The sequence below is a fragment of the Vibrio sp. D54 genome, assembly GCF_021728075.1.
Classification (GTDB): domain Bacteria; phylum Pseudomonadota; class Gammaproteobacteria; order Enterobacterales; family Vibrionaceae; genus Vibrio; species Vibrio alginolyticus.
Map to the genome: position 1 here is coordinate 94,490 of NZ_JAKKCS010000001.1, position 12,793 is coordinate 107,282.

11 protein-coding genes are annotated in these 12,793 nt (G+C 42.5%); 5 read left to right on the forward strand and 6 right to left on the reverse strand.

The window, feature by feature from the left end; all coding sequences use genetic code 11:
- Nucleotides 1-18 precede the first annotated feature (18 nt).
- The 3 genes from L3V37_RS00495 to L3V37_RS00505 form a co-directional block, all read right to left on the reverse strand.
- On the reverse strand, nucleotides 19-735 hold the full coding sequence (locus tag L3V37_RS00495) for a YebC/PmpR family DNA-binding transcriptional regulator (RefSeq protein ID WP_005374482.1): 717 nt from the start codon (nucleotides 733-735) through the stop codon (nucleotides 19-21).
- A gap of 135 nt (nucleotides 736-870) precedes the next feature.
- On the reverse strand, nucleotides 871-1,080 hold the full coding sequence (locus tag L3V37_RS00500; RefSeq protein WP_005374484.1) for a DUF3283 family protein: 210 nt from the start codon (nucleotides 1,078-1,080) through the stop codon (nucleotides 871-873).
- 100 nt (nucleotides 1,081-1,180) lie between these two features.
- A complete protein-coding gene (locus L3V37_RS00505; protein WP_237305626.1) occupies nucleotides 1,181-3,079 on the reverse strand; it encodes an ATP-binding protein in 1,899 nt (632 codons plus the stop codon).
- 68 nt (nucleotides 3,080-3,147) lie between these two features.
- Between L3V37_RS00505 and L3V37_RS00510 the strand changes: the two genes are divergently transcribed.
- A complete protein-coding gene (locus tag L3V37_RS00510; protein WP_005374490.1) occupies nucleotides 3,148-3,903 on the forward strand; it encodes an ABC transporter substrate-binding protein in 756 nt (251 codons plus the stop codon).
- A gap of 68 nt (nucleotides 3,904-3,971) precedes the next feature.
- Here L3V37_RS00510 and ribA read toward each other — a convergent pair whose 3' ends face one another.
- Both ribA and L3V37_RS00520 read right to left on the reverse strand, forming a co-directional pair.
- On the reverse strand, nucleotides 3,972-5,033 hold the full coding sequence (gene ribA, locus L3V37_RS00515; RefSeq protein WP_017635221.1) for a GTP cyclohydrolase II: 1,062 nt from the start codon (nucleotides 5,031-5,033) through the stop codon (nucleotides 3,972-3,974).
- Between the two features lie 230 nt (nucleotides 5,034-5,263).
- The gene (locus L3V37_RS00520; RefSeq protein ID WP_005374493.1) at nucleotides 5,264-5,461 is read right to left on the reverse strand and encodes a PA3496 family putative envelope integrity protein; all 198 of its coding nucleotides are present in this window, start codon (nucleotides 5,459-5,461) and stop codon (nucleotides 5,264-5,266) included.
- Between the two features lie 361 nt (nucleotides 5,462-5,822).
- Here L3V37_RS00520 and L3V37_RS00525 point away from each other — a divergent pair, with 361 nt between their 5' ends.
- The 3 genes from L3V37_RS00525 to L3V37_RS00535 are packed head-to-tail and all read left to right on the forward strand — an operon-like array spanning nucleotide 5,823 to nucleotide 8,073.
- A complete protein-coding gene (locus L3V37_RS00525) occupies nucleotides 5,823-6,671 on the forward strand; it encodes an ABC transporter ATP-binding protein (protein WP_005374497.1) in 849 nt (282 codons plus the stop codon).
- Between the two features lie 2 nt (nucleotides 6,672-6,673).
- A complete protein-coding gene (locus L3V37_RS00530) occupies nucleotides 6,674-7,606 on the forward strand; it encodes an ATP-binding cassette domain-containing protein (RefSeq protein ID WP_053350124.1) in 933 nt (310 codons plus the stop codon).
- Nucleotides 7,606-8,073 (forward strand): transcriptional regulator, encoded by a 468-nt coding sequence (locus L3V37_RS00535; RefSeq protein WP_065275567.1) that lies wholly within the window; start codon nucleotides 7,606-7,608, stop codon nucleotides 8,071-8,073. Before L3V37_RS00530 ends, L3V37_RS00535 begins: the two co-directional genes overlap by 1 nt.
- Before the next feature lie 289 nt (nucleotides 8,074-8,362).
- Here L3V37_RS00535 and L3V37_RS00540 read toward each other — a convergent pair whose 3' ends face one another.
- Nucleotides 8,363-10,333 carry a replication initiator protein RctB domain-containing protein gene (locus tag L3V37_RS00540; protein WP_237305627.1) on the reverse strand — a complete coding sequence of 657 codons (1,971 nt, stop codon included), beginning with the start codon at nucleotides 10,331-10,333 and terminating at the stop codon, nucleotides 8,363-8,365.
- A 1,238-nt stretch (nucleotides 10,334-11,571) separates the two neighbouring features.
- Between L3V37_RS00540 and L3V37_RS00545 the strand changes: the two genes are divergently transcribed.
- On the forward strand, nucleotides 11,572-12,789 hold the full coding sequence (locus L3V37_RS00545; RefSeq protein ID WP_005374503.1) for an AAA family ATPase: 1,218 nt from the start codon (nucleotides 11,572-11,574) through the stop codon (nucleotides 12,787-12,789).
- Nucleotides 12,790-12,793: the final 4 nt, after the last annotated feature.

The window sequence follows — 12,793 nt, forward strand, 5'->3', positions numbered from 1 at the left end:
ACGATATGAGCGAATTAATTACAGCTCTGCGTTGTGGTAAACCTGCTGAACATCATCACAGTCATCTAGAAGATCTAGGAATTTCTGGAACTTCTCAGCATCTTCACCCGATACAGGCGTATGAGTTTGAGGAACGAATGTGATTTCTTCAACATCGATCGTTAGATCTGGGAATGCACCGTTAAGCGCAGTTTTTGTTTTGAAGAATTCTGTGTGAGGTGCGAATACAGTGATAACACCGTCTTCTAGCTCAACGTCAGTAACGTCTACGTCTTCCATCATTAGCGTTTCTAGGATGATTTCATCATCGTCGCCTTTGAACTGGAATACCGCTTGGTGATCGAACATGTGAGAAACCGAGCCCTCAACACCAATTTTCGCACCGACTTTCACAAAGCATTGGCGTACATCTTGGAAAGTACGGTTGCCGTTGTCTGTTAGACAGTCAACGATAACGCTAGTACCGCCAGGGCCGAAGCCTTCGTAACGTGCTGGAGTGTAGTCTTCACCACCGCCACCGTTCGCTTTGTCGATCGCTTTATCGATAACGTGCGCAGGAACTTGGTCTTTTTTCGCTTTTGCGATCAGGTGTTTCAAAGACAAGTTCATGTCTGGATCACCACCACCGTTTTTCGCGCACATGTAAATTTCTTTACCGTATTTGGAATAAACTTTAATTTTCGCGCCTGCAGTTTTCGCCATAGAGGCTTTGCGCACTTCAAAACTTCTTCCCATCGGGATGTCTCTCTAAATTCAAATTTAATGCGAAGGATTTTAGCAAAAAGCGAAACCTTTTCAATTTCGCTTAGCAAAGGAATAGGGAGGTTACCTCATTCGTCGCATTGGATTGAACCATTGCCACGGTTCGCGTTAAGCGACACCCATTACTCGTTTGTACTTTTCGACCGATTGCTGGAAAAACGCCTTTTCATCAGCATCGTTAATCTTGGACAACTGTTCTTCTATTGCTTCAGGACCAGATTTGGCCTCTCTGAGCTTCCAAACCAAAAACGACGCCTGCTTATCCAGTTCGATTTTGTTTTTTTCGTCAGGCGGCAATAGGGATAGATTAAACGACATTCACAGCCTCAAGGTACTTTAAATACTAGCCGGGCACTATATCACACAGAGTTACAATTACAGAATAGAAACGCACTTAACTTGATCGATTTCAAGTTAACTATTTAGGCACAGCGCTGATTTTCAGTGCTTTTGGTAAATGCTGTTCGAATATTTGTTGTAATCGAGTCTTGGTAACGGGTTTAGCCACGAACTCGTTCATCCCGACATCGAAGCAATGTTGCTGATCCTCTTTAATGACATTGGCACTTAGCGCAATAATTGGAACGTGTTTCCCCCACTCTCCCATTTTTCGAATTCGCTCCGTAGCAATAAACCCATCCATCACAGGCATTTGGCAGTCCATAAAAATCAAATCGAAAGGCTGCTGATCACACAGCTGCAATGCTTCTTCGCCATGGTTGGCGACACTCACTCGCACACCCAGTTTTTCTAACATGATGCGAACTACCTTCTGATTGACGATGGTATCTTCAACAACCAATACCCAGGGTTTATCGTTATCTTGAGGGCTGATTTCGTTGTCTTCCGCTTTCGGGAAATCTAATACATTAAGTTGGTCGGTATAGGTCGATTGCGCATTTATTACAGCAACAGGAATCGAAAATTCAAAACAGCTTCCCAGCCCAAGCTCACTTGTTAGTTGTATTTCCCCTCCCATCAAGTTAACCAACTGTGCAGCTATCGCCAAACCAAGCCCTGTCCCACCATACTTTCTGGTGGTACTACCATCAGCTTGTTGGAAGCGTTCGAAGATTGCTTGTTGGTGCTCTTTCGCAATACCAATACCAGAATCCACAACTCGAAACCGGATATGAGCGGTCTCTCCATCAAGTCGAGATAACGCTACAAGAAGCTTCACATGGCCGCGCTCGGTAAATTTAATCGCGTTGCTCAACAAATTGTTCAGAACTTGTTTCAATCGTGTGGCATCACCTTGCACTTCCATTGGCAAGTGAGGATCAATATCGCTGAGCAGCTGTAAGTTTTTCTGCTTGGCTTTGACACTATGTAAACTGATGACATCGTCAAGTAGCTCCCGAAGATCATAGCTCGTGTATTCCAGCTCTACTTTACCAGCTTCAACTTTAGAGAAGTCCAAAATGTCGTCGATGATCGTCATTAGTGAGTGAGAAGAACTGTCAATGATCTCTACAAACTCTTTTTGCTGGGGATCGAGGTCGGTGTCATTGAGCAACGACGACACACCAATAATGCCATTCATCGGTGTGCGGATCTCATGACTCATAGTGGCGAGAAACTCACTTTTTTTACGATTAGCGACTTCTGCCCTATCGCGTTCAGCCTCTAACTCAGTCTGGTGCTCTTTCACTTTCTCAACACTTCGGTTGTATTTCTCTGCCAAAACACTCACTTCATCAAAGCACCATCGTTTAGGGAGAGTCACTTTACTCGGCACTGTACCGCCACGAAAATCGCTCACCGCACCAGACAGCAATTGTAACGGATTGACCAACAAGCGAAACGCCACCCAAAGAACACCAATGATGAGGACAAGAATTTTGATCGCTTCTGTCGTAATTAGAAAAAAGAACTGCTGCCAAAGATCTTCATATATCGCGCTAAGATCCGATTGAACCGTTAATATCGCGAGATCATACGTTTTATCGCCGACCCGATACTGCATCGGCCAGCTTCTCTCGACAATATCCTCAGAAAGCGCCGAACCTAATTCAATGATAACTTCGTCTTCACTAGCAATACGTAAGTAGTCCACCGAGGGCATACGCATTGCACCTTGAGCTTGTGTCAGCAACAGCTCCCTATCCTCTACCCACAAACTCGCAGAAAAACTCGATAAATAGCTAGACTCAACCTGCTTTAATTCAACATCTAAATGGGCTAAATCTTCGTGAAAAACTCGATATAAGCTCACTGTAGAAATGATGACCGTAAAGATTAAACTCAACGTTAATACCGCCAACATAAGTTGGTTACCGATACTAAAACGACGTTGAGATCGCTCTTTTTCATCCATATGAAACCGCTCCGATAAACTTGCGCTACTCTAAATATAGCTACGCACAAATAATAATCGAGGATACGATGAAAAGACTTCTACTTAGATTGGCTTTTAGCTTAATTGTTGTAAGTTCTCATGTGACCGCAAATCAAGTGAACTATTACGTCATTGCTGAACAAGCTCGACCATTTCAAATTGAACAACAGGGACAAATGCACTCCGGAATTGTGACCGATATCGTCAGCGCTATCTTCGCGGAGTCGGATTACCAAGTGAATTATCATACTTATCCATTTAAACGTATGATTTCCATATTGGAAGAAGGCGCTGAGCCAAACTGGTTAACTTATGGCAGCCCGAACTGGGGCAAGGTGCAATCGGAAAATTTATCTGAGGAGCCCATTTACACTGTAAAACATGTACTGGTGTCGAGTAGCGAGAAGCCTTTAGAATTCAAAAATATGGATACGATGCATGGTCGTTCTATTGTATTACTGCTGGGGTTTGATTATCCAAATTTAACACCGTTCTTTGAAAATGGCAGTGTCAATGAAATGCGTGTGAAAGACTACAACGCCGCATACCGAGTGATAAGCCGAACCCCTGGAGATACAGCTTTTGTCGAGATGGAATCCCGAGTCCTTTACAACTTAAAGCGACTCAATTTGCCGTTAGAGAATTTTCAGATACAGCCTTTCAGCTCGGTTATTCCTGACTACTCAATCTACCTGGCTTTTTCACCTCAAATGCAACCAGAAACTCAAAATTACATCAATACACGACTCGTTGAATTAAAAGCCTCAGGGGAAATTGATGAAATCATTCAAAAGTATCAATGAATCAACTCATTAACAAAAACGCCAACGATGATACGTTGGCGTTTTTGTTTCTGGGAAATCTGTAGCACTTACTTAGTGTGGTTAACAAACTTAGGATCAAACATGTGCCCCAATTTACTCGCCTTGGTTTGCAGGTAATGTTGATTACTTGGGTTATTCCCTTCTTGTAATGGCACTCGTTCAATGACGTTAATATCAACCGCTTTTAAGGCGGCGAGCTTGCGTGGGTTATTCGTCATTAGACGCACAGCGTCAATCCCCAAATGCTCTAGCATTCCTTTACAGAACGCGTAATCACGCATATCAGCGGCAAAACCTAAACGCTCATTTGCTTCCACGGTATCTGCGCCATCATCTTGTAAGTGATAGGCACGAATTTTATTAATCAAGCCGATTCCACGCCCTTCTTGACGTAAATAAAGCAGCACGCCACATCCCTCTTTGACGATGTTTTGTAGCGCTCTATTAAGCTGAAAACCACAGTCACAACGCGTGCTAAATAGAGCATCTCCGGTAAGACACTCCGAATGCAACCGAATAAGTGGTGCTGCACTTTTTGTTGGCTCACCATAGACCAGAGCAAGATGCTCTTTATTTGTCGCGGCTTCAATAAAGCCGTACATCATAAATGTGCCCCACTGGGTGGGCAATTTGGCTTTATCGATAAACTTCACGAGATTGTAAGGCTCAACATGTCTCAGCTCTGCCCGCACATTCATCAGAATCTCTCCTAGATGATTTTCTCCTTTACCATCTCCCCCGTCTCCCCAAAAGGCATCTTTATGAGAATGCTCTGTTAGGCAAGCGTTACCCGTTCTCATTAATTGCTGCGCTAATGGTGGATTTTGTAGAAACTTTTCCCTAACGATGAAAGCCATAACAGCCAACTTTATATCGTCCCAATCGCTTCTGACAAAGTGTTCGTATTTACGGCTTAAAGCAAACGCTTCATCAGGGGTGCTTGCGTGCTGAATTTTACTTTGCAACTGAGCATCGAGAAACTTTTGGGCTTGGTAATAATGTTCACTGGTGGGCCAAGTTTGGGAGGATATATTGACTGGGGCATGGCAAAAATTTGAGAGAAAACCGTGGGGCTCATCGGGCTCATAAAAAAGGATTTGATCAACCATACTTGCGCTCCTTGCTTTGTGGTTGCGATAATCAACAAAAAGCATATCGCTACTGATATATCTAGTAACACAAGGTCAGATTGTCAAACTTCTTCGGGACGGGACGTGAGTGTGAAACTCGTGCTTTTGAGGCGCAAGACAGATAAATGGCGAGTTTGAATAAGAGAGTAAAAAAATAAAAAGGGCAGTCCGTCGACTACCCTATGGGTTGCTAAACCAACCTGAGGCGATCAGTGTATCAAGCCAAGCTCCCTTGCTTCTTCAATGGTCAACCCACTTTCACGGATCTCACGTAACGCTTCAATGCGTCTTCTGGCTTCTGCTGATTTCACTGTTTTCTCTGGCTTCACAACGGTTTCCTCATCAGGTAATTCCCATTTGTGAGCGATGTTGGTCATCTCGTCATGGTCGATAGAATTAATGGACATATTTCCTCCGAACACACCATGTTTTCGATGCGTAATCTATAGCAAAACCGGAACAAGGTGGTAAGAAAAACTGTAGGGAAATGTGACCCCTCCCGCCCTTTCGTTAACTCCTTAATAGATTCATCATTTAAGTTTTGCCAAGGGACAAATTTACGATTAAATTTGAGTAATTCCCCCTACGAAAAGTGTGCTGATCTAGCTCTCAATTCTGCTCTTCTTTAGTTTTATCAACGACGCATTACACCACTTCCTGTTTCACCTAACTTTCGAGTCACTTCACTGATTCATGGTTTGATACTTTCTAAAAACCGTCACACCTGATAATGATAATAATTATCTTTTAGATTGGTAAGGTGTTTATATGGATGGTATTAACTTAAGTCATGCATACCACAATGACCCGGTCATCCAGATCCGAGATTTGTGCGTCGATTACATCACTGATAATGGTGATTTTAATGCGGTAAAGTCCGTCAGCTTTGATATCGGCAAAGGCGAAGTATTTGGTCTTGCCGGTGAATCTGGATGTGGTAAAAGCACAATCGCATTCTCAATAAATCGTCTTCATAAGCCGCCAGCGTTCATTTCTGGCGGTAAAATATGGTTTGATGGCAAAGATATCCTTAGTATCTCAGACTCTGAACTGACCGCTCTAAGGTGGAGTGAAATCGCCATGGTGTTCCAGAGCGCGATGAACTCACTCAACCCTGTCTTAACGATACAAGAGCAATTTGCAGATGTGTTACGACATCATCAAGGCCTCACTAACGCTCAAGCAAAAGATAGAGCAGAAAAGTTGTTGGACTTGGTCAATATTCCTCGAGAACGCTTAGCAGAATATCCTCATCAATTTTCAGGAGGAATGCGTCAGCGGTTGGTGATAGCCATTGCTTTGTCTCTAAATCCAAAACTGATCATTATGGATGAACCCACAACAGCATTAGATGTAGTGGTACAGAGAGAAATTTTACAACAAATTTATCAGCTTAGAGATGAGTTCGGTTTTTCAGTCCTCTTTATCACTCATGACCTGGCACTCATGAGCCAACTATGTGATCGAATTGCAATCATGCGTCACGGAGAAATCGTCGAAGTCAATCGAGCATACGATATACGCAATCATCCTCAACACCCCTACACGCAAAAGCTATGGGCTTCTTTCCCAAACATCCATGACGTCCACAAACAACCAGAGTTACAAGGAGCGTAACCATGAGCCAGCCTATCATCCAAATGAAAAATGTGATTAAAGAATTCAAAGTGGGCGGTGGTTTAGCGAAAGAGGAAACCTTTCGTGCGCTTCAAGGAGTGACTTTTGATCTGTACGCAGGAAAAACCTTGGCTTTGGTTGGAGAGTCAGGCTGCGGTAAGAGTACTTGCGCTCGTTTAATAACCAAAGTCTACCCTGCAACGCAAGGCGAGATCCTTTTCAATGGCACTGACATAAATGAGATCACGTCACGATCGGCTCTACAAGAATATCGCAGTAAAGTACAAATGGTGTTTCAAGATCCGTTTGGCTCTCTCAATCCAACTCATACCATTCGCCATCACCTAACACGTCCTTTAAAAATTCATAAACAAGTCAAAAACGAGCGCGACATCCCAGCCCGCTTGGAAGAGCTCCTAAAGCTGGTGGAACTACCTGAAGAGACATTGAATAAGTTCCCTCACGAACTCAGTGGTGGGCAACGTCAGCGAGTAAACTTAGCAAGGGCTTTAGCGGTAGGTTCGCAAATCATTCTTGCGGATGAGCCTACGTCTATGCTGGATGTTTCTATTCGCTTGGGAGTGTTGAATTTAATGCAACGAATGAAGCAAGAGCTGGGAATTGGTTTTTTATACATCACTCATGATCTGGCGACTGCGCACTACATCGCGGAAGAAACCGCAGTAATGTACAAAGGGCAAATCGTTGAATGGGGCGACACTCATTCAATACTTAAGAATCCGCAGCATCCTTATACTAAGCTGTTGATTTCTGCCGTTCCTGATCCTGACTTACCTTTTGGTAACTTAGTGAAAAATGAGCCAAACTATTCGATAGATGCCGATGAAATTCGTCAACGTAGCAGCATAATTGTCGACGAATTTGATCAAATAGGGCCAAATCACTATGTAAAACAATGGACTGAGGCAGCGTAATGGATTTGAGTACTTGGCAAGATCAAATCGCCATGTGGTACGAACAGCGGAAACATGATCAAGTAGAAAAATTGGAAACGATCTTATATCAGGTGCCTGATGACGTGTTTGGACCCGAATTGAGTGATCTTCAAAGTAAAGCGATTGCTTGCTGGTTGGATGGATGTTTACGCGTGTTTCAACATGCAAGGTACCAAGACCCTCAGAAAGCATATCAAACCTTGCTTTATACGAGTGCAAAGCTTGAACAAGCAGCATGCCAAGTCTCGACTGATATTCTGATCAAAGATTGGTGTTTGAGACGACTTCAGCATCTCACCGTTGTGGCGTTAGAGTTTTGTAATCAGCAGTGTGATCAAAACAAGTGGCAGGAACAAGCCCATAGCTTAATCGAATCACATGTTGCGTTGATGCGTTCATTACACTGGAATGAATCCAAGAAGCATGATCAAGGTTTACCTCATTAGTCCGGAAAAATGATCAAGGCTTAATTAGCGGAATTTTAGGCAAAAAAAAGCGAGTTTCCTGAGGAGAAACTCGCGAAGTCTATTCAGAATGAATGTAACAATATGAGCCAATCTATTAATCATCAGAAAGGACAAAAGGTTGTCTATTCGGGATAAATAGTAGTATTAGGCTTGGCTTCTAATGTCAGTGGTTTGTTAGAGTTAAGTCTGTTTTTTATCATCGAAAGACATTGTTACATTTCAAACCGATACATCACACCTATAGCTTGATACACATCAAGCGACACTTTTAAATCGCCATTTCATCCAAGGCACGAAATACCATTTCATCCATGTGACCATCGAAGATTTGACGACAAACTTTCCGACGCACCGCTAACCCCGCAATCAAGCGCTCGATGGTAAGATGCTTAACATCGTTCTGGGTGTTAAACAGCTCGACGGTTTTACTTAATGTCTCATAAGGAATCGGCTCATCCCCTACCCTTAGCCAATCGAGCTTCTCTATGTAATCTGAGCACTCTTCTTTGATTGAGGCATACGAGTGCCCTGTCATCGCAGACAAAGCCGTTATACTGCGTTCTAGAGCCTCTGGTGAGGTATATTTAGATAGAGTAATGGTGATCTCATCAGCATTGATCTCTACCAAATGTTTTCTTTGCTTCACGCGTCGCCCTAAATTTCCTCTTGGAGACGGTGCTTTGCGTTGAATTGGCTCAAATTCGCCGTCTATGATGCCTGAGAGCTCCTCAAGCTGCTGTCGGGTTACCATCTCATTACGAAGCGGGTTTGGCAGCGTAGGCGCCATGTTGCGCTTGCCTGCGTTGGTTGTACGAGCACGTGAGTAACGCAGCACCTCTTCGACGTCACATTTGATGTCGATCTGGTAATCCATCACTTTATCATTCTCGATCATAGTTTCGATCGTTAAGTGATAGCCCCATAAGTTCACCACAAAAAGATCGTCTGTCCCTTTGCCGTCTGACAAGCGTTTCAGCTCACGGATCAGATCCATGGAGAACCGACGCCATTCAATGTTACGTGCAAGCTTCTGATTTAACTCACTCAGTAGCATGCAATCCGTGTGACGACGAACCATGCGACTACGGAAGAAAGAGTACAGTTGAAACACCAACGTATGTTGTTTCAAGATCTCTGGCGGAAACAAGAAGAAATAATCGCGCGTTAACAGCTCTTCATAAAACGAAGGTTCCCAAACTAAAATATATAAGTTTGGCTTGATACGAATTTCACCATCGCTTCCCTCCACAGGTGCCTCTTCAGAGGCTGTGATGGTTCGTGCAAGAAAACGAAAACGATCACTTTTGAAGCCCTCTGGCATGTTTTCACTTAGCCAACGTCCAGTAAGTTCATGGAGCTGAAAATCAGTGAACTCAATGCGATCAATGCTATCGCGAATGGAATCACGAGCTGGGCCACTGTCTTTTTTGCCTCTGAGCGACAAAATATCAGTGATGTATAGCGGCGTTTTGTTTGGTACGTGAGCCGCATCAAGCTGATACTGATCTTTGTGATGATCATGATATTGAACCGTTAACGTGAAGAGAGCGAACAGGGTCATGAGATCATCCACAGTCATGATATTTTTGGATGATCGCGTCTCGATAACGGCTTTTGTGCCAGAGATCGACACCATGGATTTCTGATAACTTTTTCGAGTTCTTGGTGGCGCAAGTGCTTGGTCAATGATCCCAGCCCAATTTGTTGGAGATACAACAAATTGATCGGCTTCATCTTTCATCGTGGGAGGTGTGTTTAACCCGTGCTCATTCAACAAACGTTTGTTTACTTGAGTCTGAGCCAATGCTTTCGAACGTTTTTGTTTCTCGTTCTGGCGAACTTTGTCGGTAACAAGACTTGTTGCTCCCAACACAGATATAAGCTGATTGGGATTCACAAATTTATGTAGCATCGTTTTACCAGCAAGTCCCTCTTCAAAACGCACTGGAGTTTGAGTAAATAAACCAATATTTACTGCCGCGCGCAAACGTTGTTGCAGGGCTGCGCGTGTGAGTTGCCCATCTGTTGCTTCCACAATCTCTGTGGTTGAAACCAAACCATCCTTGCTGCTGAAGCCTCGTAATGAGATCAGATTAAGCAACTCTAAGATGCTTTTGGTCACCCCTTTGAAATGTTGGTACTGCTCTACCCAATCCGCAGAGGATTCATGTACCGCAAAAAGATGGCCATCTTTGTGGCTTCTCGGTGCTTTAATCAGAATTTTTTCATCAGCCGTCATTTTAGATCCAGATCACACTAGCCGTAGTTGTGCTATGGTTCCGAAGAATAAAGAAAAACAGATCATAAATAAAGAAAAAAGATTGTTTTTTAAATAACTGATCTTTTTGATTAATCTGATCTTAATTGATTATATGATCTAATGATCTGGCTTGAAATTTCTCGCTAAGCTTTTGTTCTATAAGACTATTATTTCCATGTATTTCGGAACTATGATCATAAGAAGTCTGAAAGTATGATCAACAATAACCTGAAAGCATGATCATATTTATTCGTAAGCATGATCATTAAGGTTATGAAAAGATGATCAAAAGAGTCTTGAAACGATGATCATGATGTTTTTACAGGTTATCCACAGATGCAGTATTTAATAATGATCTTCACGATGATTATATTGTGCATTGGTGATGTTATTTATACTCGGATCGATGATCAAGAGCCAATATATCTATCGTTCTGGCGCCCATATTGATGAGATATCACTCATCTGATTAAAATACATTCAAGTCGCTCATATTTAGAAGTAAATCCTAGTCTCTGCTTATTTACAGGAAGCATGATCATGAGAGCGTGATTTATCATAGCAACTTGAGCAATTTCATTGTTCCGGCTTCTATACCGTCAATTTCTGCTCAATCCCCCATTCTGTCTGCACTCAACCGTAAATCAGAGAAGAAAACTCATGCTTCCGACAGATTCTAAGGCTTGATCATATTTCCGATTAATGGATCTTATTTTATTTGCGTGTTTACACCGTATTCTGCTCTATTTTTCCATGATCATGCTTTCGGATTTGTTTATTAACACGGAAGCATGATCATAAGTATACCTTGATCATACTTCCATAGATGTTTCGCTGGAACTGCCCTATTTTGCTCGGAGACATGATCAAGGTGTTCAGGTCTTTATTGTTCCGATATTACTTACTATCTTTCGTTTAAATTAGGTTGGTCTAACATAATCCGTAATTTAGCTTAAGATTATAATCGTTCCGGTATAAAATTGATTTACATTGTAAATGAGTGACGCTGTAACACTTTTTATTTTTAAGTTTAGGTGTCCACTTATGAGAAGATTATTTGATTAAAAATAGTTATCTTTTTGACCATAAATCATAAAAGCGTCGATTTGGGTGTTTTTTTATGTGATGGTTATTCAAAATGTTCGTGCACCTTTTTGTTGTTTTTGGTCTTTACTGCTGTACAATTGCAATTATAAATCCTTCCAACGGAATTTGGCATGAAAAGAGAAAAAACGATTGAAAACCTTCTTGAGTTAGCGGAGCTGACTCAGCAGGTTCAAGCTGACCGTATTGAAATTGTTTTAGAAGAGCGAAGCGATAACTACTTCCCACCAATGTCGAAAGCGATGATGGAAACCCGTTCTGGTCTAACTCGCCGTAAGCTCGACGACGCGATTGGTAAAATGGAAGCCGCTGGGCATCAATTTACCAAAAACAACGCGAATCATTATTCAATTACGTTAGAAGAAGCACACATGCTCATGGATGCGGCTGAAGTGCCTAAATTTCATGAGCGTAAAAAGAATTCAGGTAACAAACCTTGGATTATTAATGTGCAGAACCAAAAGGGCGGTACAGGTAAATCAATGACCGCGGTTCATTTAGCGGCATGTTTAGCGCTAAATTTGGATAAACGATACCGTATTTGTTTAATCGACTTAGACCCACAAGGCTCGCTACGTTTATTCCTCAACCCGCAAATCAGCATGGCAGAGCATGATAATATCTATTCTGCGGTAGACATTATGTTGGGTAACGTGCCAGATGGTGTGGAAATTGACAGTGAATTCTTACGTAAAAACGTATTGCTGCCAACGCAATATCCGAACTTAAAGTCGATTTCAGCGTTTCCAGAAGACGCGATGTTTAATGCGGAAGCATGGCAAACGCTATCTGAAGACCCATCACTCGATATCGTCCGTCTGCTGAAAGAGCAACTGATTGATAAAATTGCTGATGACTTCGATATCATTATGATTGATACCGGTCCACACGTTGACCCATTAGTATGGAATGCTATGTATGCATCAAATGCCTTGCTAATTCCTTGTGCGGCTAAGCGTCTGGACTGGGCTTCAACAGTAAACTTCTTCCAGCATTTGCCTACGGTATATGAAATGTTCCCGGAGGACTGGAATGGTCTTGAGTTTGTTCGCTTGATGCCAACCATGTTTGAGGACGACAATAAGAAGCAAGTTTCTGTTTTAACTGAAATGAACTATCTTCTAGGTGACCAAGTTATGATGGCTACTATTCCTCGTAGCCGTGCGTTTGAAACCTGTGCCGATACCTATAGCACAGTATTTGATCTGACAGTAAGCGATTTTGAAGGCGGTAAGAAGACACTAGCTACCGCGCAAGACGCTGTTCATAAAAGCGCACTGGAATTAGAGCGTGTGCTGCACTCTAATTGGCCGTCATTGAATCAGGGGTAATAAG